The sequence below is a fragment of the Citrobacter sp. UYEF32 genome (genome assembly GCF_040546205.1).
GTDB lineage: Bacteria > Pseudomonadota > Gammaproteobacteria > Enterobacterales > Enterobacteriaceae > Phytobacter > Phytobacter diazotrophicus.
The window spans coordinates 297,178-322,030 of the sequence record NZ_JBEPNI010000007.1 but is presented as its reverse complement, the minus strand read 5'-3'; the positions used below and the strand labels follow the sequence as shown (position 1 = coordinate 322,030).

Annotated in this window: 21 protein-coding genes; 9 read left to right on the top strand and 12 right to left on the bottom strand. The window is 54.8% G+C overall.

Features of this window, described 5'->3' with window-relative positions:
• Positions 1-35: 35 nt before the first annotated feature.
• Positions 36-1,994 (bottom strand): acetate--CoA ligase, encoded by a 1,959-nt coding sequence (gene acs, locus ABIB59_RS20965; RefSeq protein WP_107223966.1) that lies wholly within the window; start codon positions 1,992-1,994, stop codon positions 36-38.
• 413 nt (positions 1,995-2,407) lie between these two features.
• On the opposite strand from acs, the gene gltP reads away from it, so the two are divergent.
• A complete protein-coding gene (gene gltP / locus ABIB59_RS20960) occupies positions 2,408-3,721 on the top strand; it encodes a glutamate/aspartate:proton symporter GltP (protein WP_039077881.1) in 1,314 nt (437 codons plus the stop codon).
• Positions 3,722-3,762: 41 nt separating this feature from the next.
• Here the strand turns inward: gltP and ABIB59_RS20955 are convergent, their stop codons facing one another.
• Positions 3,763-4,533 carry a DeoR/GlpR family DNA-binding transcription regulator gene (locus tag ABIB59_RS20955; RefSeq protein ID WP_079497657.1) on the bottom strand — a complete coding sequence of 257 codons (771 nt, stop codon included), beginning with the start codon at positions 4,531-4,533 and terminating at the stop codon, positions 3,763-3,765.
• A 105-nt stretch (positions 4,534-4,638) separates the two neighbouring features.
• Here ABIB59_RS20955 and ABIB59_RS20950 point away from each other — a divergent pair, with 105 nt between their 5' ends.
• The 3 genes from ABIB59_RS20950 to ABIB59_RS20940 all read left to right on the top strand — a co-directional run bounded on the left by ABIB59_RS20950 (position 4,639) and on the right by ABIB59_RS20940 (position 6,158).
• Complete coding sequence (locus tag ABIB59_RS20950) at positions 4,639-5,025, top strand: VOC family protein (RefSeq protein ID WP_071194341.1); 387 nt, start codon at positions 4,639-4,641, stop codon at positions 5,023-5,025.
• A 159-nt stretch (positions 5,026-5,184) separates the two neighbouring features.
• Entirely contained in the window at positions 5,185-5,661 is a 477-nt protein-coding gene (locus ABIB59_RS20945) for a hypothetical protein (RefSeq protein WP_039077878.1), read from the top strand.
• On the top strand, positions 5,661-6,158 hold the full coding sequence (locus tag ABIB59_RS20940) for a hypothetical protein (RefSeq protein WP_079497659.1): 498 nt from the start codon (positions 5,661-5,663) through the stop codon (positions 6,156-6,158). The genes ABIB59_RS20945 and ABIB59_RS20940 overlap by 1 nt, the downstream gene beginning before the upstream one ends.
• A 75-nt stretch (positions 6,159-6,233) precedes the next feature.
• On the opposite strand, the gene fdhF is transcribed toward ABIB59_RS20940, so the two are convergent.
• A complete protein-coding gene (gene fdhF / locus ABIB59_RS20935; protein WP_354036895.1) occupies positions 6,234-8,381 on the bottom strand; it encodes a formate dehydrogenase subunit alpha in 2,148 nt (715 codons plus the stop codon).
• A 269-nt stretch (positions 8,382-8,650) separates the two neighbouring features.
• Between fdhF and ABIB59_RS20930 the strand changes: the two genes are divergently transcribed.
• Positions 8,651-9,382 carry a response regulator transcription factor gene (locus ABIB59_RS20930; RefSeq protein ID WP_039077874.1) on the top strand — a complete coding sequence of 244 codons (732 nt, stop codon included), beginning with the start codon at positions 8,651-8,653 and terminating at the stop codon, positions 9,380-9,382.
• Positions 9,383-9,387: 5 nt separating this feature from the next.
• Here ABIB59_RS20930 and ABIB59_RS20925 read toward each other — a convergent pair whose 3' ends face one another.
• The 6 genes from ABIB59_RS20925 to ABIB59_RS20900 all read right to left on the bottom strand — a co-directional run bounded on the left by ABIB59_RS20925 (position 9,388) and on the right by ABIB59_RS20900 (position 15,720).
• Complete coding sequence (locus ABIB59_RS20925; protein WP_354036931.1) at positions 9,388-10,395, bottom strand: carbohydrate kinase family protein; 1,008 nt, start codon at positions 10,393-10,395, stop codon at positions 9,388-9,390.
• Positions 10,392-11,252: a ketose 1,6-bisphosphate aldolase gene (locus ABIB59_RS20920; protein WP_039077872.1), complete on the bottom strand. Its 861-nt coding sequence runs from the start codon at positions 11,250-11,252 to the stop codon at positions 10,392-10,394. Before ABIB59_RS20920 ends, ABIB59_RS20925 begins: the two co-directional genes overlap by 4 nt.
• Before the next feature lie 10 nt (positions 11,253-11,262).
• Complete coding sequence (locus ABIB59_RS20915) at positions 11,263-11,949, bottom strand: D-lyxose/D-mannose isomerase (RefSeq protein ID WP_039077871.1); 687 nt, start codon at positions 11,947-11,949, stop codon at positions 11,263-11,265.
• Between the two features lie 263 nt (positions 11,950-12,212).
• The gene (locus ABIB59_RS20910; RefSeq protein ID WP_039077870.1) at positions 12,213-13,154 is read right to left on the bottom strand and encodes an ABC transporter substrate-binding protein; all 942 of its coding nucleotides are present in this window, start codon (positions 13,152-13,154) and stop codon (positions 12,213-12,215) included.
• A 39-nt stretch (positions 13,155-13,193) separates the two neighbouring features.
• The gene (locus tag ABIB59_RS20905; protein WP_039077869.1) at positions 13,194-14,204 is read right to left on the bottom strand and encodes an ABC transporter permease subunit; all 1,011 of its coding nucleotides are present in this window, start codon (positions 14,202-14,204) and stop codon (positions 13,194-13,196) included.
• Entirely contained in the window at positions 14,197-15,720 is a 1,524-nt protein-coding gene (locus ABIB59_RS20900; protein WP_193794917.1) for a sugar ABC transporter ATP-binding protein, read from the bottom strand. Before ABIB59_RS20900 ends, ABIB59_RS20905 begins: the two co-directional genes overlap by 8 nt.
• A 306-nt stretch (positions 15,721-16,026) precedes the next feature.
• Between ABIB59_RS20900 and ABIB59_RS20895 the strand changes: the two genes are divergently transcribed.
• Complete coding sequence (locus tag ABIB59_RS20895) at positions 16,027-18,591, top strand: ATP-binding protein (RefSeq protein WP_071194334.1); 2,565 nt, start codon at positions 16,027-16,029, stop codon at positions 18,589-18,591.
• Positions 18,592-18,621: 30 nt separating this feature from the next.
• On the opposite strand, the gene ABIB59_RS20890 is transcribed toward ABIB59_RS20895, so the two are convergent.
• Together ABIB59_RS20890 and ABIB59_RS20885 are read right to left on the bottom strand one after the other, a co-directional pair.
• Positions 18,622-18,951: a low molecular weight protein tyrosine phosphatase family protein gene (locus ABIB59_RS20890; protein ID WP_039077866.1), complete on the bottom strand. Its 330-nt coding sequence runs from the start codon at positions 18,949-18,951 to the stop codon at positions 18,622-18,624.
• Positions 18,929-19,174: a hypothetical protein gene (locus tag ABIB59_RS20885; RefSeq protein WP_071194333.1), complete on the bottom strand. Its 246-nt coding sequence runs from the start codon at positions 19,172-19,174 to the stop codon at positions 18,929-18,931. The genes ABIB59_RS20890 and ABIB59_RS20885 overlap by 23 nt, the downstream gene beginning before the upstream one ends.
• A gap of 318 nt (positions 19,175-19,492) precedes the next feature.
• Between ABIB59_RS20885 and ABIB59_RS20880 the strand changes: the two genes are divergently transcribed.
• From ABIB59_RS20880 to yjdP, 3 genes are all read left to right on the top strand, one after another.
• Complete coding sequence (locus tag ABIB59_RS20880; protein WP_125125497.1) at positions 19,493-21,337, top strand: ATP-binding protein; 1,845 nt, start codon at positions 19,493-19,495, stop codon at positions 21,335-21,337.
• Position 21,338: 1 nt separating this feature from the next.
• Positions 21,339-23,654 (top strand): ATP-binding protein, encoded by a 2,316-nt coding sequence (locus ABIB59_RS20875; protein WP_354036892.1) that lies wholly within the window; start codon positions 21,339-21,341, stop codon positions 23,652-23,654.
• Between the two features lie 91 nt (positions 23,655-23,745).
• Positions 23,746-24,066, top strand: a complete 321-nt coding sequence (gene yjdP / locus ABIB59_RS20870) for a DDRRRQL repeat protein YjdP (RefSeq protein ID WP_039077862.1) — start codon at positions 23,746-23,748, stop codon at positions 24,064-24,066.
• Between the two features lie 23 nt (positions 24,067-24,089).
• Here yjdP and ABIB59_RS20865 read toward each other — a convergent pair whose 3' ends face one another.
• The gene (locus ABIB59_RS20865) at positions 24,090-24,425 is read right to left on the bottom strand and encodes a zinc ribbon domain-containing protein YjdM (protein WP_039077861.1); all 336 of its coding nucleotides are present in this window, start codon (positions 24,423-24,425) and stop codon (positions 24,090-24,092) included.
• Positions 24,426-24,853 lie beyond the last annotated feature (428 nt).

Here is a 24,853-nt window from a genome sequence, read left to right as displayed (position 1 = left end):
CGACCCTCTCCCACGGGGAGAGGGGGAATGCGAGGTTACGATGGCATGGTGATGGCCTGCTTCTCTTCGAGCAGTTTCTCCACGACACCCGGATCCGCGAGGGTCGAAGTATCGCCGAAATTGCTGGTATCCCCGGCGGCAATTTTGCGCAGAATACGGCGCATGATTTTGCCGGAACGGGTTTTGGGCAGAGAGTCGGTCCAGTGCAGGACATCCGGCGTTGCCAGCGGGCCAATCTCTTTACGTACCCAGTTGCGCACCTCGGTATAGAGCGCGGGGGTCGGCTCTTCACCGTGGTTCAGGGTGACGTAAGCGTAGATGGCCTGGCCTTTAATATTGTGTGGAATGCCCACCACCGCGGCTTCGGCGATTTTTGGGTGGGAGACCAGCGCCGATTCAATCTCCGCGGTCCCCAGTCGGTGGCCGGAAACGTTCAGCACGTCGTCCACGCGGCCGGTTATCCAGTAATAGCCATCTTCATCGCGGCGCGCGCCATCGCCACTAAAGTACATGTTCTTGAAGGTTGAGAAGTAGGTCTGCTCAAAACGCTCGTGGTCACCAAACAGGGTACGCGCCTGGCCCGGCCAGGAGTCGGTAATCACCAGGTTGCCCTCGGTGGCCCCTTCCTGCGGATGACCTTCGTTATCCACCAGCGCAGGCTGCACGCCAAAGAACGGACGGGTCGCGGAACCCGCTTTGAGCTGTATCGCACCCGGTAGCGGGGTGATCATAAAGCCCCCGGTTTCGGTCTGCCACCAGGTGTCCATGACCGGGCATTTTTCGTTGCCGATTTTCTTCCAGTACCACTCCCAGGCTTCCGGGTTGATGGGCTCGCCGACGGAACCGAGAATGCGCAGCGAAGAGCGGTCCGTACCGTCAATCGCTTTGTCACCTTCCGCCATCAGCGCACGGATAGCCGTGGGCGCGGTATAGAGAATATTGACCTTGTGTTTGTCCACAACCTGGCTCATACGCGCTGGCGTCGGCCAGTTCGGCACCCCTTCGAACATCAGGGTAATCGCGCCGCAGGCCAGTGGTCCGTACAGCAGGTAGCTGTGGCCGGTGACCCAGCCGACATCGGCGGTGCACCAGTAGACGTCGCCGTCGTGATAATCGAAGACATACTTAAAGGTGGTGGCTGCATAAACCAGATAGCCGCCGGTGGTGTGCAGTACGCCTTTAGGCTTGCCTGTAGAACCGGAGGTATAGAGGATAAACAGCGGGTCTTCGGCATTGACTTCAACCGGCTGGTGTTGCGGGCTGGCATTGGCGGTGAGGGCGTCCCACCACAGGTCGCGGCCTTCGTGCCAGTCGATGTTGCCGCCGGTACGTTTAAGTACCACGACATGCTCAACGGTTTTTACATTCGGGTTTTTCAGCGCGTCATCGACGTTCTTTTTCAACGGGATATTACGCCCGGCACGTACGCCTTCATCGGCGGTGATCACCAGCCGGGAGCTGGAGTCCACAATGCGTCCGGCAACGGCTTCCGGCGAGAAGCCACCGAAAATGACCGAGTGGACGGCACCGATACGCGCACAGGCCAGCATCGCGACTGCGGCTTCCGGAACCATGGGCATATAGATAGCCACCACGTCGCCTTTTTTAATGCCCAGGTCTGTCAGTACATTGGCAAAACGGCAGACATCTGTATGCAACTGGCGATAGGTAATATGTTTACTTTGGCTGGCGTCGTCGCCTTCCCAAATGATGGCGGTTTGGTCGCCACGTTCGGCAAGATGGCGGTCAAGACAGTTGGCCGCAAGGTTCAGCGTGCCGTCTTCGTACCATTTAATGGAGACATTACCCGGGGCGAAGGAAGTGTTTTTCACTTTCTGATAGGGTTTAATCCAGTCAAGGATTTTGCCTTGCTCGCCCCAGAAGGTGTCAGGATCGGTGATGGATTGCTGATATTTAGCCTCGTACTGCTCCGGATTGATCAGGCAACGTTCCGCAATATTTGCGGGAATATCGTGTTTATGGATTTGGCTCATGGCTTTTGCTCTCCTTGTAGGATGTTAATAATATGTCAAATAAACGTTAATTATAGGGGCTTTGCCTGGTTTGTTTATTATTTGCGCTATAGATCACGCATTGACTGAACAGTATGAAAACTGAACAAATGAATCTTTGAAGGAAAATAATTGCCGGAATTAATTATCTAAAAATGGCTGAAAAAAAGTTTTTTCATAACAAATGGTTATGTATGATAAATGGCATAAAAAAGCGTTTTTATGCATAAATTCAGTCAATACCCCTTCTGGTAAAGGGTTGCGCCCTACACCCTGCAAATGGTACTGATAATGCGCGTTAAAAAACCCCGCAAGAGCGTGTGACGCTAACCATACCCTTTCCGTATGAGTCGTTCCCCACCGGGAAGGTCGCTTCATTGAGGATGTCTCGAGTTATGAAAAATTTGAAAGTCAGCCTGGCCTGGCAGATTCTGCTGGCCCTGGTGCTGGGTATTCTTCTGGGCAGTTACTTGCATTATCACAGCGACAGCCGCGAATGGCTGATTGCGAATCTCCTGTCTCCGGCAGGCGATATCTTTATTCATTTGATCAAAATGATTGTTGTGCCGATTGTTATCTCCACGCTGGTGGTGGGTATTGCCGGTGTGGGTGATGCGAAACAATTGGGGCGTATTGGCGCCAAGACCATTATTTATTTCGAAGTGATCACCACGGTGGCCATTGTGCTGGGTATTACGCTGGCGAATGTCTTCCAGCCGGGGTCGGGCATTGATATGTCACAACTCGCGGCGGTGGATATTTCGAAATATCAGAGCACCACGGCAGAAGTGCAAAGCCACGCGCATGGCTTGATGAACACGATTTTGTCTCTGGTGCCGACCAACATTGTGTCTTCGATGGCGAAGGGCGAAATGCTGCCGATTATTTTCTTCTCGGTACTGTTTGGCCTGGGGCTCTCTTCACTGCCTGCCACGCACCGCGAACCGCTGGTTACGGTGTTCCGTTCTATCTCTGAAACCATGTTCAAAGTGACCCATATGGTGATGCGTTACGCGCCGGTCGGCGTATTTGCGCTGATCTCCGTAACGGTCGCGAACTTCGGTTTTGCGTCCCTGTGGCCGCTGGCGAAACTGGTGGTGCTGGTTTACTTTGCGGTGCTGTTCTTTGCGCTGGTGGTGCTGGGACTGGTGGCGCGGATGTGCAAACTCAGTATCTGGACGCTCATCCGCATTCTGAAAGATGAGCTGATCCTGGCCTACTCCACTGCAAGCTCTGAAAGTGTGCTGCCGCGTATCATTGAGAAGATGGAAGCCTATGGCGCGCCAGCATCCATCACCAGCTTCGTGGTACCGACCGGTTACTCCTTTAACCTCGACGGCTCTACGCTGTACCAGAGTATTGCTGCCATCTTTATTGCACAGCTTTACGGTATCGACCTGTCGCTGGGCCAGGAGATCATTCTGGTGCTGACGCTGATGGTTACCTCTAAAGGTATTGCCGGTGTGCCGGGCGTTTCGTTCGTGGTGTTGCTGGCAACGCTGGGCAGTGTGGGCATTCCGCTGGAAGGTCTGGCCTTTATTGCCGGTGTTGACCGTATCCTTGATATGGCGCGTACCGCCCTGAACGTTGTGGGTAATGCGCTGGCGGTACTGGTTATCGCCAAGTGGGAACACAAGTTTGACCGTAAAAAAGCCGCGGCTTACGAGCGTGAAATGCTCGGCAAGTTCGACAAGACGGCCGATCTGTAATCGTCACGCCGCCTTTCGTCAGGGAGGCGGCGCTTCTTGTTTCAGGCCGTGATAACGGTAATCTGTTGTTCCTTTAATACGGTACGCAGTGCATCGCTGATATTTGCTTCAATGATTATCACATCAAGCGCCTGAGGCCGTGCCACAACATAGCGTGCCACGCCGGGCAGTTTATCTGCCGTCAGGGCAACAACCGTCTGGTTACTCTGTTTCAGCACCGCTTTTTTAAATTCGCAGTCGGCAAAATCAAACCCTGTTAGCCCAACATCCGGGTCCATAGCGCAACCGCCAATAAATACCTGATCGAATAACATCTCCTGAATCTGCGCAACGGCACCACTGCCAACGCAGCCTCCCGTGGCCTGATGAATCTGCCCGCCCAGAAGGATCACTTCGCTGTGCGAGCGTTTCATGAGTTCGACGGCGATTTCGGGTGAGTTCGTCACCGCTGTGATGCGGATATCCGCAGGCAGAGCTCTGGCGATGGCCAGATTCGTCGTACCGGCATCAATGAAAATACAGGTGTCTGGCTTCACCAGCGCTGCGCATTGCTGCGCGATCTTGTCCTTTTCTGCACTGTTTTTCACTTTGCGACTGTGAAAATTCCCGGCTTCCGGCAACTGTAGTACCGCGCCGCCATAGACCTTTTTGCACACGCCTGAATGACTAAGCTCTTGTAAATCCCTGCGAATAGTATGTTCAGATACCTGCATCTGGCTGGCCAGTTCTGCACAGACAACGCGTCCGTTTTCCTGCAAAAGCTGGCGAATACGTGCTTGTCGCTGTTGCGGAAAAGCTGCATAATCGAGCATAAAGCCTCTTTATTGAAATGTCATCGAGCAATAATGAGCATGATCCAGCATTATGAACCGCCTTGTCAATGCGGCTACCGGGTATAACCACTGTGGAGATAAAAGATGAAAATTGCACACGTCGCGCTCTGGACGCGCAACCTGGATGCGCAGGTCGCTTTCTGGCAGGAAGTGTTCGGCGGGCAGAGCAACGAACGCTATCTCAGTAAAAACCGTCCTGGCTTCGCCTCGCACTTCATTTCCCTGAGCGAGGGGCCGACCATTGAACTGATGGCCTTGCCTGAGCTTGATGATGCGCCGGCTAACCCGGAGTTTGTCGGCTGGGCGCATATCGCGATTACCGTTGGCGGTAGCAATGAGGTGGACGCGATGGCGCAAAAAGCACAGGCTAACGGGTGTTTGCTAAGCCCGGCGAGATGGACCGGCGATGGGTTCTATGAAGCGGTGATTGCCGACCCGGACGGTAATCGCATTGAGCTGGTCGCGGCGTAATCTCCCTTACCGGGCCATATAATATATGCACGTCGACTGTCGCCTCCTAAATTGCGGGGCGATTTTTTTATAGCAGATTAAGTAATTGTAGCCATAATACGTCTGTCGCGGATATTAGCACGCGTTTAACGTTACCCTGATGATACGGAGAGTTCAGGAATGTCAGACTTTTATCTACATGAAGGCAATCGCTATATTGTTAAAAATCAAAAGGGATTGAAAATAGCCCTGGCGATCGCGTTTGCTGCGATGGGCGTTTATGCCTATTTCAAACATGAATCATCACTGCGCGGTATTATTGTCGCGCTCGTTTTATTTGCCATTGCCGGCGTGATGCTGGCGACGCTGCGCATCAAGATGGTATTTGATTTAGATAAACGCATTTTTTATATCCAGAACGGCGGCGGCAAAACGACATACAACCAGTCGTTGGATAATTTCGCCGGGCTTGAGTTGATTCGCCAGTACCGCTTTTTTGGCCTTATTCGTAACAGTATTGTCAATGTGGTCTTTAACGTTGACGGTAAAACCTCGAAAATGCCGATAAGGCAGTTTGGCCCCGGCCAGAAAGCGCCGCAGGCTATGATGGAAGAGACGGAAGCCTTTCTGGGTATCAGCCCGCGAGGAGATGCCTGATGCCAGCCCCTTTGCTGGTAGAGTTGACCGACCGGCGCCTGGTCTATCGTCCGTGGAAGGTCGGTAGCGCACTGGTATTTGTCGCGGCCGGTATTGCCCTGCTGGTCGGCACGTTTATTTGGACGCAAATGAACGACAGGACACTGCAATCCGTCATCGTGTTTCTGCTTTTCGGCGCCGTTCTGACGGGGTACGGGCTTATCTACACCCTAAAGAATGCGGAAGTGCTTATTTTTGATGTCGCCACCGGGCGGATAACAAAGAAAGCTCCCTTTCTGCCGGAAAAAGATCTCAGCCGTTTTAATGAGGTCTACTCCATTTCACGCGTCGGCGAAATGCGGACATTTCATTATGCCCTGAGCCGTAAGAGCGAGCACGGCGGCGGTAATATTGCCATTTCTGACGATTTTTTAAGTGAAAAACGCGAGCCTGAACGCACTGCGTTTGAAGAGAATATTTTGCCTGTTATTTCAAGGCTGCTTAATTTAAAACCATAATCATTTAATGGTTATGTTATAAATAACAAAATAAAACGGGGTGCGATAATCACACCCCGTTTTTTTACGCCGCTATTAGCCCAGTGCGCTTTCGCGCAGACGCGATTTCAGTTTGTTGTACTCGTCGATCACATACTGCTCGGCAGCACGCTGGTCGGGAATACGTTCCACATTCACCGCGCAGTACTTGTACTCTGGCGTTTTGGTAATCGGACTCAGGTTCTCCGTCACCAGCTCGTTACAGGCACCAATCCACCACTGGTAGGTCATGTACACCGCGCCTTTATTCGGGCGTTCACTGACCTGCGCACGAGTGATAATCCGGCCTTTACGCGAGTTCACCCACACCAGTGCTTCATCTTCAATACCGAGGCGCGCGGCATCGGCGGTGTTGATTTGCGCGTAGCCGGGTTCATCTGCCAGTGCCGACAGCGCCGCACAGTTGCCGGTCATCGAACGGCAAGAGTAGTGGCCCACTTCACGCACGGTAGAGAGCACCATCGGGAACTCGTCGTTGAGTTTGTCGATTGGCGCGACCCAGTCGCAGGTGAAGAACTTCGCCAGCCCGGTATCGGTGTCGAACTTCTCTTTGAAGAGATACGACGTCCCCTGGTCGGCATCCGATGTATCGCGACACGGCCACTGAATGTAGCCCAGCTCACCCATTTTCTCGTAGGTGGCGCCGTAGAAATCCGGGCAGAGATGACGCAATTCGTCCCAGATTTCCTGCGTGTTGTTGTAATGCATCGGGTAGCCCATACGGGTGGCAATCTCACTGATAATCTGCCAGTCCGTTTTCAGATCCCACTTCGGTTCTACCGCTTTAAAGAAGCGCTGGAAGCCACGGTCAGCCGCCGTGAACACACCTTCGTGCTCACCCCAGGAGGTGGATGGCAATATGACGTCCGCCGCCGACGCGGTTTTGGTCATAAAGATATCCTGCACGATGACCAGTTCCAGATCCTCAAACGCTTTACGCACGGCGGAGAGTTCTGCGTCGGTCTGCAGCGGATCTTCCCCCATGATGTACGCGGCGCGCACTTCGCCATGTGCCGCGCGGTGCGGCAGTTCGCTGATGCGATAACCGGTATGCGCGGGCAGCTCGGCCACACCCCAGGCTTTCGCGAATTTATCGCGGTGAGCCTGTTCTTTGACGAACTGGTAGCCCGGGAAGGTATCCGGCAGCGCACCCATATCGCAGGCGCCCTGGACGTTGTTCTGCCCACGTACCGGGTTCACCCCAACATGCGGTTTACCCAGGTTGCCCGTCAGCATGGCGAGACTGGTCAGTGAACGTACCGTCTCTACGCCCTGATAGAACTGGGTTACGCCCATGCCCCACAGGATGGTGGCGTTTTTCGCACCGGTATACATGCGGGCGGCTTTACGGATATCCGCAGCGCACACGCCCGTGATCTCTTCCACCGACTCCGGCGTATAGCCTTCGACGATTTTTTTGTACTCTTCAAAACCCTGGGTACGCGAGGCCACGAACGCCTGGTCGTACAGGTTTTCTTCAATAATCACATGCCCGAGTGCGTTTAACAGCGCGATGTTCGAGCCGTTTTTCAACGCAACGTGCATATCAGCAATACGCGCGGTTTCGATTTTGCGCGGATCGCAGACGATGATTTTTGCCCCGTTCTGTTTCGCCCGAATCACGTGGTTAGCGACGATAGGATGCGAATCCGCCGGGTTATAGCCAAAGATAAACACGAGATCCGTGTTATCGATTTCGTTAATGGCATTACTCATTGCGCCATTGCCGACCGACTGGTGCAGACCTGCAACCGATGGGCCGTGTCAGACGCGTGCGCAGCAGTCCACGTTATTGGTACCAATAACGGCGCGCGCAAATTTTTGCATTATGTAGTTGGTTTCGTTCCCCGTACCGCGGGACGAGCCGGTTGTCTGAATCGCATCCGGGCCATACTTCTCTTTAATGGCGCTCAGGCGAGTGGCAACGTAATCCAGGGCTTCATCCCAGGAGACGGCTTCCAGTTTGCCGCCACGCTGGCGACGGATCATTGGGGTTTTCAGACGAGGCGTAAGGATCTGTGTATCATTAATAAAATCCCAGCCATAGTAGCCTTTCAGACACAGGGTACCCTGGTTGGTCTTTCCTTGCGCAGCCTCCGCCCGAACGATTTTTCCGTTATCCACCACCAGGTTAATCTTGCAACCTGAGGCGCAATACGGACAAACCGTGACGACTTTTTTCATCGCTATCGCTCCAGTTAAGAAAGATCGCGCTTTGCGCGCTCACTCGACCCATTATGCATCTTCTATGCCATGCTTCTTTTGTGGGTATTGCCTGATTTTACGTCCGAATTTTGGTCAAAATACTGACGAAGGGCAGGCCATCGTCAAATTTGACGTGACGAAGGCGAGGGGATGTGACCGCGATTATAAAAACAGCATTAATTCACCGCCTTTATGGTTCCGCCAAATAAAATAAAGCAACGAATCACTTTTCCTGACGGATGCGGACAATGAAACCTGCGATTCTGGTAGTGGATGATGATGTGGCGGTCTGCGAACTGCTCAGGGATGTGTTGAGCGAGCACGTCTTTACGGTACACGTGTGTCATAACGGGCTGGATGCGATTGCTGCGGCAGCACGGCATCCTGAAATTGCGCTGGTGTTGCTCGATATGGTCCTGCCGGACATCAACGGCCTGATGGTGCTTACCCAACTGCAGAAACAACGCCCTGAGCTGCCGGTGATTATGCTCACGGGGCTGGGCAGTGAATCGGATGTGGTAGTGGGGCTGGAAATGGGGGCTGATGACTATATTGGCAAACCCTTTACCCCACGGGTGCTGGTGGCGCGGGTGAAGGCGGTGATGCGCCGCACGGGCGCGCTGGCGGCGGATGTGCAGACGATGAAAATGGCCGGGTATGCCTTCAATGGCTGGCATCTTGATCCCGCACGCTGCCAGCTTAGCGACCCCCGTCGGCAAACCGTTGATTTAACCCAGGGGGAATACAGCCTGCTGCTGGCGCTGGTACAAAACGCGCGTCGTGTACTCAGCCGTGAGCAACTGCTGGAATTGACCCACAGTGAAAGCGTTGAGGTGTTTGACCGCACTATCGATGTATTGATCATGCGCCTGCGCCGCAAAATTGAGATCAACCCGCATCAACCCGCGTTAATCAAAACAATACGCGGGCTGGGCTATGTTTTTGCGGCGGATGTCGTACACAGCGAACAGGCGGCGTAGCGGCGCTATGGCGCGCCGTCGATCTCTTGTTTTAATTCTTCCAGCGATTTCGCCCCGTCGATGGCGTTCGCGCAAAGCAGGCTTGCCCGGGCGCAGGCGTGGGCCAGTTGAATGCTTTGCGCCAGCGGCCAGTGTTCGTGGCAGCCGTAGAGCAGCCCGGCGCAAAACGCATCTCCCGCACCGACGCTACCGATGATCTCCTCCTGCGTGAGCATCAGGGTGGCTATCCACTGACCCTCGCGGCCTGGTTCCTCGCCCCATGCCCCCTCCGGGCAGTGGATCACCACGCGCTGGCGTACCCCGGCGGCGAGCAACTGCGAGGCGGCCGTGGCGATGTTGGCGATATGCGGCGAATCGTCAGGCAGGCGCATCTCCAGCCCGCTAAATTCTCCCGCTTCCATCTCGTTGATGACCAGATAATCCAGATACGGCAGGCAGGGCATCACCAGCGGCTGATAACGCGGATCGCCCTTGCGGGAGACCAGATCGAGCGACGTTTCGTAACCCTGCTCGCGCATCTGTGCCAGCAGGCGGGCGCTGCGGGTACCAAACTCCTCATCCGGCAGGTCAAGGCTGTCGAGCAGCAACAAATAGCCGAGATGGAAGATTTTCATGGTCTGGTCCAGGCTGTTGAATGCCGGGAGATCCAGAAGACGGTTGGCGCCGGGGGAGTGGAAGAAGGTGCGTTGGCCGGTTGGATCGGTCATGACCTGCGACATGGAAGTTGGGGCAGAATTGGTGCGCTGCACATGCTGGCGATTGACATGATACTGGTCGAGCATCGCCATAATGTAATCCCCGTCGCTGTCTTCACCGACCAGCCCCACCGCCTGAAGCGGCATGCCCGTGCGCATTTTGGCCAGCGTCAGCAGGACATTGAGCGGCGCTCCACCGGTAGAACGCTCGCTTTGCGTGATCTCCGCTAACCAGCCACGCTCCGGCCATTGCACAATCTGGTGCACATGATCGACCAGCATGTTTCCGGCGGCGATAATTCCTTTTCTTTCCATCAGAGTTGCCCCGCGCTGCCAAAGACGCGCATCTGCCCGGCAACGGTGTCGGTGATGGCCTCTTCCACGCTCAGCAAGAGCTGGGCGAATTCGTCGTAGAGAGGCTGGCGGTTGGCCATGCGTGCTTCAATGGTGTCCAGCGCCGCTTGCGACATCCCGGTATAGAAATTGATTTTATGGATGCCAAGCCCGATAGCGCGCCGGAAATCCGCGTCACTGATGCCGGAACCACCGTGGAGCACCAGCGGCAGGCCGGTTTGCTGGCGAATCGCCTCCAGGCGAGCAAAGTCGAGCTTCGGTTCCCCTTTGTATTTACCATGGGCGTTACCAATGGCGACGGCGAGGGTGTCGATACCGGTACGGTCGACAAAATCACGCGCTTTGGCGGGGTCGGTAAACCAGGCTTCATCCGCATGACCATACAATGCGCCACCTTCATCGCCGCCAACGGCCCCGAGTTCAGCCTCCACAGAGACGCCCACCGCATGGCACATCTTCACCACTTCCCGCGTCTGGCGAATATTCTCTTCATATTCCAGCGTAGAGCCATCAAACATCACCGAAGTAAAGCCCAGCCTTAAGGCGCGCACCACGGATTCAAAATGCAGGCCGTGATCGAGGTTAAGCACCACCGGAATGTCATGGTGGGCGGCTTCGTATTTCACCGCTTCCACCAGTGATTCGAGGGAGACATATTTGAAGTGCACCTCGGCGATATTGATGATGAAAGGCGAACGCTCCTGTCTCGCCGCAGCATACAGCGCGCGTAAAAAGTGGGAGTCGAGCACGTTGAACGCGCCCAGCGCGTAGTGATGTTCACGGGCGTGCGCCAAACCCTGGGCAAGCGAAATCAAAGCCATCGTATTCTCCTTAGCTCAGAAACAGACCATATTCGTTACACAGCACTAGCTGCGCGGGTTCGTCTTCCAGAATGTCGTTAAAGCGATCTACCGGGTGCAGGAAGTGGTTGTCATGTTCGTCATCGTTGACCGACGACACTTCGCCGACCAGCACATCGCCGAAACCGGATTCGCCCCAAAAGCTGTGGTACAGACCGGGCGGCAGGCAAATGCTTTCCCCTGGTGAGAGGCGTAACTGGCTGCCCGCTGAATGTGTCTGGAGACAACCGTCGATAACCACGCTCACGTCGGTATACGTCGTCTCTTCATGCGCGCCGGCGTTCCACAGCTCGATAATCAGATTGCCGCCGCCACGGTTAATAATGTCTTCGCGTTTGCGCCAGTGAAAATGCATGGGTGTGACCTGCCCGTCGCGCACGTGCATGATTTTTTCCGCATAGCATTTGGCGTAAGGGGTGCCATTTGGCGAACCATTGCGCAGGGTGAAAAGGGTGAGCCCTTGGGTGTAAAAATTGTCACCGCCGAAAGCGGTGACATCCCAACCCAGTTTTAAGTCGAAGACTTCGCGCCAGCTATCGTGATCAAGTTGATGCCATTTGGTTGGGGGAAAACTGGCGAAGGGCGGCAAGTGGACGTCGTGCATGGAAAAGAATTGCCGGGTATGGCCGAGGATTTCATTGATTTCGGAGCGTTTCATGACTATCTCCTGATGGCATTTGAGCGCGTTGTGCCCCTCACCCTAACCCTCTCCCCACAGGGGCGAGGGGATGGTTTGCTCCCTCTCCCCACAGGGGCGAGGGGATGGTTTGCACCCTCTCCCCACAGGGGTGAGAGGATGGTATGCTCCCTCTCCCCACAGGGGCGAGGGGATGGTTTGCTCCCTCACCCCACAGGGCGAGGGGATGGTTTACTCCCTCTCCCCTATGGGGAGAGGGCAGGGGTGAGGGGAAAAAACCGCACTTACTTAACCGTCCAGCCCTTATAGGTACTGACGTTTTTCTTGTCGATCATCGTCACCGGGATCAGCACAGGCTCTTTCGGCGCGGGTTTCCCCTGCAGAATGTCATAGCCGATTTCCACCGCTTTGGCCGCCATTACCTGGGGATCTTGCGCCGGGGTCGCGACAAACAGCGAGTTCTCGCGTTTCAGCGCCTCTTCACCGTCCGGGCTGCCGTCCACGCCAACGATAAAGAACTCGTTACGTTGTGCCTGTTTAGCAGCCAGATCGGCGCCGATCGCCGTTGGATCGTTAATCGCAAACACACCGTCGATCTTCGGATTCGCGGCCAGCAGCGAGGTCATCACTTCCAGACCCCCTTCGCGGCTGCCTTTGGCGTTCTGGTTAGACGACAGCACTTTGATATCCGGGTGGCGCTTGAATTCGGTCTGGCAGCCTTCCACACGGTTCTGTACCGCAGAGACCGGCGGTCCGTTGATGATGACCACATTGCCTTTGCCTTTCAGACGGTCGGTAATGTACTTACAGGCCATCTCTCCGGCCTGGGTGTTATCCGAGGTAATGGTGGCATCTGCCCCTTCCGCCGCAACGTCAACGGCGACCACGACGATACCGGCATCTTTCGCGCGTTTGACCGCAGGCCCAATACCTTTCGAATCCGCAGCGTTGAGGATAATCATGTCCACTTTGGCGGCGATAAAGTTATCGATTTGCGCCACCTGTTGGCCAAGGTCGTAGCCGCTGGAAACCAGCGTTACTTTCACCTTATCGCCCGCCAGTTTACGCGCTTCCAGCTCCGCCCCTTTGGTGATTTGCACGAAGAACGGGTTGGCAAGGTCGCCTACCGTTACCCCGATCGATTTCAGTTCTTTGGCCTGCGCAAATGGCGCTGCGGCAAGCAGTGCGCCAGCACAGAGCGCGGTGACTAACGGCTTCAAACGCATATTCTTTCCTCACGTAGGGTTTTCAGGGAAATCTTGTTGTTATGCACTTTGATGATGTCGGGTACGGTATTTGTCTATCAGCACTGCAATGATGATCACCGCCCCTTTGATCACCAGTTGCCAGAAGTAAGAAACACCCATCAATGTCATGCCATTGTTCAGGGTGGCGATAATCAGCGCCCCGACCAGCGTACCGGTGATGGTGCCGATGCCGCCGACGAAACTGGTGCCGCCGAGGATGACCGCCGCGATGGCGTCAAGCTCGTAGCCCATACCAAGGTTACCGTTGGCGCTGTACAGACGAGACGCGCTCATCACCCCGCCAAGGCCAGACAGCAGGCCGCTCATGCCGTAGACAAACAGCAGTACCAGCCACACTTTGATACCGGTAAGACGCGCCGCCTGCATGTTGCCGCCGACGGCATAAATGTGCACACCCAGGGTGGTACGACGCAGGATGAACCAGCAGACCACAATCACCGCCAGCGCAATCACCACCAGCCAGGGGATCGGCCCGAGATAGTTATTGCCGATCCACTCAAACCCGATACTGGAGTTGATGACCGTGGTGCCGTCCGCCAGCAGATAAGCCGCGCCGCGCAGCGCCGTATAGGTGCCAAGCGTAACGATAAAGGGGGGAAGCCCGGCGAACGCGACCAGTACGCCGTTAAACAACCCCAGCACCAGACCGAGCATCAGCGCGGCGGGTACGGAAAGGAAAGCCAGTTCCGGGATCAGCGACACCACCATCGCCGCCACCGCCGTGGTGCCGAGGATGGATCCGACTGACAGGTCAATACCGCCGGTCAAAATGATAAAGGTCATCCCCGCCGCCAGCACGATGTTGATCGATGCCTGGCGAGTGATATTCAGCAGGTTGCTTTCCGTAAAAAAGTTCGGTGCGATAAAGCCAAATACTGCGACGATCAGGATCAAGATTGGCAAGATGCCGACCGTTTGCATCAGATCGCCCATCAGCATTTTTTTCGCCGAGGCCGATTTCGCCACCTGTTGTGGCGTGGTGGCAGAGGTCTCTTTCGATTCAGTCATGGTGCACCGCCTGATGATGGGATTCGTTCACGCCGGTCGCCAGCGTCATAATGTTTTCCTGGGTAATACGTTCGCCTTCCAGTTCACCGGCGATACTGCCTTCATGCATCACATATACGCGGTCGCTCATACCGACCACCTCCGGTAACTCGCTGGAAATCATCAGAATGGCCACCCCTTTGCGCGCCATCTGGCTCATGATGCGATAGATTTCGCTCTTGGCCCCGACATCGACGCCGCGTGTGGGCTCATCGAGAATCAGGATGCGCGGCCCGATGGCGACCCAGCGGGAGATCAGCAGTTTTTGCTGATTGCCGCCCGAAAGACCACCCGCCCGCACCTGAGAGTGGGGCACGCGGATATTGAGTAACTTGATGGCGTCATCGGAGATGGATTGCGCTTTCTTGCGGTCGAGCAGGCCGTAACTGGCATCGCGCTCAATGGTCGCCATCGTGATGTTTTCCTGCGCGGCCAGCTCCAGAAACAACCCTTGTTCTTTGCGGTTTTCGGTGAGGAAGCCGATGCCTAAATCAATGGCGGCTCGCGGAGAGTGGATAACCACCGGTTCGCCATCGATTTCAATCACCCCGCCGGTAGCTTTACGCACGCCAAAAATCAGTTGTGCGAGCTCTGAACGACCTGCGCCCACCAGGCCGGCAAGGCCGACGATCTCTCCGGCGCGTACCTGCAGGCTGACCGGCTGGATTTTTTTGCCGTCGGTGAGGTGATGAATGTTCAGACGAACATCGCCCCGTGGAATATCGCGTTCTTTATTGAAGAGATCGCTGAGCGGGCGGCCCACCATCATACGTACCAGTTCTGAGGCGTTGAGTTTGTCGCGGGTCAGGCTGCCCACATACTGACCATCACGCAGGACGCTAACCCGGTCGGAAAGCTCATACACTTCTGCCATGCGGTGGCTGATATAGATGATTGCCATCCCTTCGTCGCGCAGACGCATGATCAGTTCAAACAGGCGGTGTGTTTCACGAGAGGAGAGGGCGGCGGTGGGTTCATCCATCACCAGAATACGGCTGTTACGATGCAGGGCGCGGGCGATTTCGACTTGTTGTTGTTCGGCGATGGTCAGTTTCATCACCAGGTCACTGGCTTTGAACTGAGCGCCGAGGCGGTCAATCACGCTTTGCGCCTGAGCGACCATGTCCCGGCGCTGAATTAGCCCACCGCGGGAAATCTCACTGCCCAGAAAGATATTTTCGGCGACGGTCAGATTGGGGGCTAACTGCATCTCCTGATAGATCAGCGTGATGCCAGCCGCCAGCGCGTCTTTTGGCCCTTTGATATTAAATGACTGCCCGTCAATTAATATCTCGCCGCTGGTGGCGGTGTATGCCCCCGCGAGGATCTTCATCAGGGTGCTTTTACCCGCGCCGTTTTCCCCCATCAGTGCGTGGATTTCGCCAGGATATACCGTCAGATCCACGCCTTTGAGCGCGTAAAACTTGCCAAACGCTTTGGCAATATTGCGCATCTCCAGAACCGGCGTCTTGCTCATGGCTTACTCCTGCAAGGGTTATCAATACTTGCAGTCCACCACGATGAAATAAATGCAGAATGACATTGGGCGTTCATATTTGTCATATTGCTGAATAGTTAACGAAGATCACAGTTACGCAACATAACTTCCTTCACCCTCACCCCAGCCCTCTCCCTGGAAGGGAGAGGGAGAAAACCCAGACCGCACCGAGCAGTCCCCTCGCCCCTCCGGGGAGAGGGAGGAAACCCAGCCCGCACCGAACAGTCCCCTCGCTCCTCCGGGGAGAGGGTTAGGGTGAGGGGAACACAGACAACGGAGCCCGCTATGCCCTATCGGCACAACTCGTTTTTCGCCAGCGCGCGCGGGCGGTTACTGTTCTTCAACCTGCTGGTGATGGCCGTGACCCTGATGGTTTGCGGCGTTGCGGTATTGGGATTTCGCCATGCCAGCCAAATCCAGGAGCAGGTGCAGCAGCAGACGCTGGATGACATGACCGGCAGCATGAACCTTGCGCGTGATACGGCAAATGTCGCCACGGCGGCGGTGCGCCTTTCGCAGGTGGTGGGGGCGCTGGAATATAAGAGCGAAGCGGAACGGCTTAAGGCGACCCAAATGGCGCTGCAAAAATCGCTGGAACAACTCGCCCGTGCCCCGCTGGCCCAACTGGAACCGCAACTGGTGGAGCGCATTACCTGGCGCAGCAATGAACTGGAACAGAGTGTGACGCAGATGCTGGAGCGTGGTCAGCGCCGCCATCTTGAACGTAATGCGCTACTCAGTTCGCTGTATCAGAACCAAAGTTATCTGCGCCATTTGCAGGCGTTTAACCAGCGCGATGGCATTGCCATTGGCGATCCCCGTTTACTCGGCGAAATGGACAGGCTGCTGGCCGCTGCCATCCGTACCCCCTCGCCACGCCCGACGATCCAGCAACTGACGGAGATCCGCACACAGTTGCCAGAGCGCACCGACAACCCGGTGGTGAATGGCATTTTGCAGGATTTCAACGATGAGCTGGCAAAACTCGGTCCGCTGGCGGCGCAACTGGATGAGAGCGATCTGGCGATAAGCTGGTTTATGTTTCATATCAAAGCGCTGGTCGCTATTCTCAATACCGATATCAATCAGTACGTTGCCCAGGTGGCGCAGGCTTCTGAGCAACGGACCGCGCAAAGTCACAGTGAAATGCGCTCGATCATTATCTTTATCAGCGCCTTTGCCCTGCTGGCGCTGGTGATTACCGGGTTTGCTGGCTGGTATATCTACCGCAATCTGGGGTCGAATTTAACGGCGATTTCCCGTGCGATGTCCCGTCTGGCGCGCGGTGAGCCGGATGTTCCTGTACCAGCGCTGCAACGGCGCGATGAACTGGGCGAACTGGCGCGCGCCTTTAACGTCTTCGCCCGCAATACCGCCTCGCTTGAGCACACCTCTAAGTTGCTCAAAGAGAAAAGCACCCAACTGGAGACCACCTTCCATGCCATGCGTGACGGCTTTGCGCTGTTCGACAGCCAGGGCTGCCTGGTGGTGTGGAACCCGCAGTATCCGTTGCTGCTTGGCCTCTCTGCCGAGGCGCTGCAACGCGGGCAGCACTATCAGAGCCTGTTGCGTCAGGTGAGTGAGCTGCCGGACCATGTGCAGGAGAACCTCGCGCGACCCATGCCAAAACCGCAGGAGCTTCGTCTGGCGGATAACCGCACTATTGAGCTGCGATTTAGCCCGGTACCGGGGCGCGGAATGGTCAATGTCGTGCTGGACAGAACGGAACGTAAGGGGCTGGAAGAGGCGCTGTTGCACAGCCAGAAAATGAAAGCCGTCGGTCAGCTTACCGGTGGGCTGGCGCACGATTTCAATAACTTACTGGCGGTCATCATCGGTAGCCTGGAACTGGTGAACCCGCAATCGCCGGATGCCCCGCGTATCTCCCGTGCGCTAAAAGCGGCTGAGCGTGGGGCGATGCTGACCCAGCGTTTGCTGGCCTTCTCGCGTAAACAATCTCTGCACCCCCATGCAGTAGAGATGCAGCCGCTGCTGGAGAACTTAAGCGAGCTGATGCGTCATTCTCTTCCTGCCACGTTGACGCTGGAGATTGAGGCTCAACAACCTGCCTGGCCTGCATGGATTGACGTTGGCCAACTGGAAAACGCCATCATCAATCTGGTAATGAACGCGCGGGATGCGATGGAAGGGCAGAAAGGGACGATCAAGATCCGTACCTGGAACCAGCGTGTGACGCGCAGCGACGGACGCAGGCAGGATATGGTGGTCCTGGAAGTGATCGACAGAGGTTGCGGCATGTCCGGGGAGGTGAAGGCCCGCGTCTTCGAGCCGTTCTTCACCACCAAGCAGACCGGCAGCGGCAGCGGCCTGGGGCTGTCGATGGTATACGGCTTTGTGCGCCAGTCCGGTGGACGGGTGGCTATTGATAGCGCGCCAGGCCAGGGAACCACGGTACGTTTACAACTTCCACGCGCGTCGGTACAGGTCGTCAGCCCGGTCGAGCAGGCGCCCGCACAGGAAGCGGACCGTACTGATAAGTTAATCCTGGTGCTGGAAGATGAAGCGGATGTACGACAAACCCTCTGCGAACAGTTACATGGGTTAGGGTATTTAACGCTGGAGGCGGAGTGCGGTGAACAGGCGCTGGCGCTGCTGGCGGCATCGGAGGATATCGGCATGCTGATTAGCGACCTGATGCTGCCGGGGCAGATGAGTGGCGCGGAAGTGATTAATTTCGCCCGTCAGCACTACCCGCATTTGCCGCTGTTACTGATTAGCGGCCAGGATTTACGCCCGGCGCATAACCCTGCGCTACCGGATGTTGAACTGTTGCGAAAACCCTTTACCCGCGTGCAACTGGCACAGGCGCTGCGACGGATTGCGGCGTAGCGGCCATTGACGCGCCCCTGAACACTGGGACTATGTGGCGAGGCCAAGTACCGGGGGAACGATCTCTTCGAGCAGCGCGATCAACGCAGGGTCCATGTAGCGGTAGTCATCGGGGATATCGAGAACGTGAAGCGGTTTATTGTCGATGATACGACGATAGTCGGCCATTAAGCGGTTTTTATGTTTCTGCTCCATCACACAGATAACATCTGCCCACTGCAACCCTTCGGCACAGACCGTTTTTTTGGCATTGCGACTGGTCCCGGCAGAACGGACGTTAAGCCCGGGATAACGGCGGAACACCTGTTCCGCCGTGGGGCTGCGCCATTGATTACGACTACATATGAAAAGGACGTTCATTGGCAAACAGATACTCTTCCAGGCCGCGCCTCGTCCTTTGTTGACGGGTTACGCGTGGATACTCAATCCCCAGTTGTGCGGCCCGCGTTACTTTTTCAGAACGCAGATACAGCATCTTCCAGTTCTTTTCGCCACGAAAACGTAAAAGCGCGGTGTGAACATCTCGGGATTTATTGCGCCGCTTTTGGGCACGGCGCCAGTCCCGGCTACGGGGTGTTTCCATTGCTTTTTCTCTCTTCGATTGATCGGGTTCAGCAGCCGCGATAATACGGAGAGAGCAAACAGCGAAATTCTATTCCATTTCGTTATGGCGTGCGACAGCAATTAATGAACTTGTCATTTTACTCAGATATGTTGCGTCACATAACAGGGAAAAGTATCAGTCGAAATAATTCATATTCTATTAATCAATATCCTTTAAGATTTTATCGACTTATTCTTCCTGGCTGAAAATAATAATATGTAGCCGCGATTTTTTTGTAGCTGCACCTATACTTACCTGTTTGCAATGTAATTGAAAAACCAGAGATCTGAAAAAATTATGGATAATAAGATCGTCGCTATTGAGCAGCATGATACAGCGGTAAATCTGCATGGCCTTATGCAGGTGTTAAGTAAACATCTTTACTCCACGCCCATGGTTGCGTTGCGTGAGCTTGTACAGAATGCGCATGATGCGATAGTCCGGCGCAGGCTGGAGGAGGTTGATTCTTCCTTCACGCCTGAAATTCGGGTTACCGGCAACCCGCAGAATAAAACGATTACCATTTATGACTCGGGTGCGGGCCTGACAAAACAAGAAATCCATGAATTCCTGGCAACGGTCGGCATCGGCTATACGCGGCAATTGCGCCAGGAGGATGATGATACCGGCCTCATCGGTATGTTCGGTCTGGGTTTCTTATCTTCTTTCGTGCTGGCACAACAGGTTGTTGTCCATACCACGTCCTGGAAAACGCCGCAGGAAGGTTGGGTTTATCGTTCCGATAACGGCGAGACGTATCGCATCGAATCTGCCCTGCCCAGGGAGCCTGGCTTTACGGTCACTCTCAACCTTAAAGAGGAGTTCAGCTACCTGGCGGATAATCCGCTGCTGGAAACGCTGCTTGGCCGCTACTGCGTGTTGATGCGTGAACCGCTGTTTGTGGGGCAATCGGAGACGGCGGTCAACCATCTTTCGCCACCCTGGCGCCGTGACTCCGACTCGGCGGTCGTACTCCATCCGGGGCTTCGGCAGAAGCAGAATATTGAGTTCGCCAGCCGTTTTGAACGCACTTTTACCCCCATTTGCACCATCGATATCACCCCTTCTGGCAAAAGCGATGTGGTCGGCATTCTCTGGATCCAGGATGGCGCGACTTATGGCACCAGCGATAACCGTAATTTGTCGCTCTTTTTGCGTGGCATGCTGCTCGACGATCAGGCACATGACCTGCTGCCGCTGTGGGCCGGTTTTGTTGGTGGCGTCGTGGAGTCCAACGTCCTGACACCCACGGCGAATCGGGAAGATTTACAACGTGATGACGCCTATTTCGCCACCCAGCATGCATTAGCCGAAGGGTTAATTAAAGGGTTGGGTGAGCTGGCGAAAAACCAGCCGGCTATCTGGCGGCGTGTGCTGCTTCGTCATAATGAAGCGCTGTTAGGTGCAGCGATCTGCGACGAAAGGCTGTTTGATCTGCTCAAAGATGATTTGCTCATCCCGACCTCGAAAGGCGAAATTCCGGTTCGCAGTCTGCGCCAGCAAAATACGCTACTGGTGATGCCGGGAGAAGAGAGTTCTTTCGAAGAGATGTTATTTCGCCTCTCTGGCCGCCCCGTCGCGCTGGGGCATCGTTATGCCGTTATACCGTTTCTTCGCCGTTGGGCCACGCTCTATTCAGCGCGGTTAATTGAAATTGGCACCACGGGCGGCAACCAGTCTTTGTTCTCCTGCCATGAAATTAGCCAACAGGAAGAGCAGTGGTGGCGTGAACAACTGGCCGATGATGAAGAGTGCGTTATTTCACGATTTGAACCCGCGGTGCTCCCCTTTGTGGTGGTACCGAATCGCGAAGTGGAATTAAAACAGCGGCTGGAACAGGATGACGCCGACCGACGCATGAGTACTGCGGCGCTGATGCTGGCACGGCAGTTTACTCAACGGATCAGCGAGCAGGCCGATAAACAGCTCTATATTAATTTTAATAATCCGGCCATCAAGGCGCTTTCTGCTTCCTGGCAAAACGGGAAAAACACTGACGTTGCCTGTCAGTTATTGAAAAGCATGAAGGTCATCTTATCTTTTCAATTACAACGCTCGGGACCCAATGATTTTCATCAGGCGCTGGATAATATTAACCAGATAATAATGACGCAATTTCTTGCAAATAAAGGGGAGCAATAAAATGGATATATGGCAATGGTATAACCAATATGAAAGGGATCTTCACGCTGCAGGCCAACCCTATATTACCGATCATTTGAATAAATTGATTAACGCCATTTGTGACGTTAAGCCCGATGTGAGCGAAGCGTTACTGCCGGAAGCGCGATCATTTAAGAAAACGGCCGGCAATCCCTGGCTTGAGGTCTTTATCGGCCACTGGGAGATGCGCCACCGGCTGGGGATGGGCGAAGGCGAGACAGCGCTGGGAGATGCGGTGACCTTCTTTGAGCGTGCCCATCAGCCGGATGCGATTGATTGCCCGCAATCCGTTTGCGTGACGCAGGATCTCAGCGATTGCTACGGCAATATCGACGGTCCGGGCTGGGCGGATGAACGTATTGCCGTGTGTCAGGAAACGATGGAGCGGATTACGCCGTTATGGAGCTGCTTCCAGTGCTTATCGGACGAGCAATTCTGTGCCATGGTCGATAAAGGCGAGAAGCAGCAGGCGCTGGATTACATTCGGGGGCAGATAAAGAAAGTGCGTGATGCAGGGGAGCCTGATGTCACTGGCCTGCTGGAAAACGAAGCCGAAGCATTGATCTATTTGGGGCGCTATGAAGAAGCGCTGGCGGTGATTGAACCCCTCTGCGAGCCGGACGAACTGGAAGGCAGCGCCGAACAGATACGGCTTACCCGAATGATGATCCGCGCTGAGGCCTATGCCTGTATGGGGCGGCTGGATGATGCCTGCAATAGCCTTATCCACTGGAAGCAACTGCAAACGCGCGGCGTCGTCCGCTGGGTGAGGATTATTGACCAGCTTTGCCGCCACGATGCCTCTTACAACAACTGGCAGACGGGCGTCTCATTACAGCAAATCCTTGAACAGCGTATCGCCCGGCAGGCCTGGCGGGCTGCAATAGATACCGCAATTGTACATATTCGTCTGGCGCTGGCGCGCAATGCGACCTGGATTGCCCGCCGGGCGTTAGGGCAGGCAAAAGCCTGTTTGCCACGTTTACGTAAACAGATGGGTGCCGACAGCGTTCTGGCCGATCTTGAACGTGAGGTTGCTGGCATGGAAAAAGAGGTGCTGCTCCCGGTTCCTGCCCATGAGCTTTATGACTGGCTTGACGAGCGCAGCAAACAAAATGAGGCGCGTGACCCTGAACAGGAAGCGGAGTGGCTGAAACTGGCGGCCATGCAGTTGCCTGATAATGAACAACTGGTTGCGCTGGCGTCATCCGCCCTGGAGGCGTGCCATGCTGCTGATGAAGCCATCGCGCTGCTGCAAACCTGGCGGTCACGCCATCCACACACTGAATCTCCTCTTCTGTTCGAGTTGCTGGGCGTGCTGTTGCGTACGCGGCGGTTCGATGAGGTTTTAACCCTCGCTAAGGACTATCACGAGACGCTTCCCCATGTCGCGTACTGGTTCGAAATGCAGGTAGCCTTTGGCAATGAGGATTGGGCGGCGCTGGAATCTCTGAGTGAATCAATGCTTGCGACGCCAGAAGGCAGCACTAAGATCGCACCGCTGTTAATGGCGAGCCGCGCGGCAATGAAACTACGCGCCAGCGAGCGGGCTATCCCTCGTCTTCAGCGCGCTATTGCGATGCTTGAGGAACAAGAACAAGAGACAAACAATGTTCTGTGGGATCTGATCACCTCGGCGAGTATTCAGCAGGAGTGGGCGCTGGTGCGCGAGGCCGGAACGAAGCTGGGGATGAAATTCGACAGCGAAGATGGCCCCATTGAAGAAAACTGGGGAGCGGTACGGCTACGTTTCCGGGAAGAGCACGACTACGTTTACTACCTTGCTCAGCGTACCGGGCCTGCGACGGCCAGAGTCTTCCAGCCAGCCTGGCCGAAAGCGCAGCAGCATTTAGGCGACAGCGTAGTATTTGATGTCGAACTGCTCAATACCCCTCCGGAAGATGAAGCCGAGCGGGAGTATTTTATCGGTCTTTATGACGCTGTCGAAATCATTGAAGAGGGTGAATATGCCCCATCATGGTTTGTTGATGGCGTTTATCCGGGCGAGGAACTGTTTGGTCAGTTTGAGAATAAAGTGCGCGAGTTGGGTGGGCAAGTATGGGTGAGTAGCGAAGGCGATTATGAAATAACCGACCGCGAAAATCCTCAAGAGCCATTGCCTGGCGTGTACTTTAATCTGGCTACGCCGCTATCGATGCTGCCGCAGGAAGTGGACAGTATGTTGCTCACGCTCACACGGGACTGGCCGCATCCGGTGCACTGGCTTGGCGTTGCCATTAAAGGCGGGCTGGATGAACAGCGTCACCGGCAGATTATTGACCGCTACGGTTTGTAAACTGTTACCCGGCGTAGTTTGAGATTCCTCCGCTACTCGTGAGAACAGCGCTTGATTAACGTAAAGCCAGCCCACTGTTGAGACTGGCTTTATGAAACGTTACGCAACCCTGCTGTTTATCAGCGCACTCTCTCTTACCAGCCAAATTGCCCGTGCTGATATTGTCGATGACGCCATCGGCAATATTCAGCGGGCAATTAATGATGCGTATCACCCCAGCGATAGCCGTGATGACGATGATCGGCAGTATGATGACGATCGCCGTCGAAGTGACGAGCAGAGCAGACGCTATGAAGACCGACGCAGACAGCTTGAAGACCGACGCCGCCAGTTAGATGACCGGCAGCGCCAGCTCGATCAGGAGCGTCGCCAACTGGACGACGAAGAACGTCGACTGGAAGACGAGTTCTAATCCGCAGGCGCGAAAGAGGGCTATCAGTTCTTTTTAACGAACTCGGATTTCAACTTCATTGGGCCAAATCCGTCGATTTTGCAGTCAATGTTATGATCGCCTTCGACCAGACGGATATTCTTCACTTTCGTGCCGATTTTCAGCATGGAAGAACTCCCTTTTACTTTCAGATCCTTAATGACAGTGACGCTGTCGCCATCGGCCAGTAAATTGCCGTTGGCATCTTTGACAATCAGTTCATCGCTTTCGGCAGCAGCTTCGTTGTCATTCCATTCATGGGCGCATTCCGGGCAGATGAACATGCCATTATCTTCATAAGCGTATTCGGAATTGCATTTCGGGCAGTTTGGCAGTTGCATGGGGGTATCCTCAAAAAGTACGTATGATGCTGGAAACAGGCCAGCGAAAAAGGCGGTTTATGCCAGAAAAGTCCGCGATTATACAGCATGTCCGTATAATTACTGTTGCTATTCTTTTTTTCAGAAAAAGATAAAAAAGGTGATAGAAGTGACATACCCTGTCATTAGCTTAAGCGATGCTAGGCCAATCTGATTAGGGGTAAACCCTTATGTATGATATTTAGAATATTTTCGACGGGAAATTGCTACCCATTGCCAATTCAGATAAGGTGAGGTGACGCAACCGGTGTTAATAATTAGCATACTGTCATATCAGCAGGGTCTTCTACCGAAGACAGTTAATTACCTCGCAAATTGGGGGGGTAAATAAATGACGATATATCCTGGTCGTTCTTGAAAATGAGCTACGCTCTCTATCTCCCAGCCAT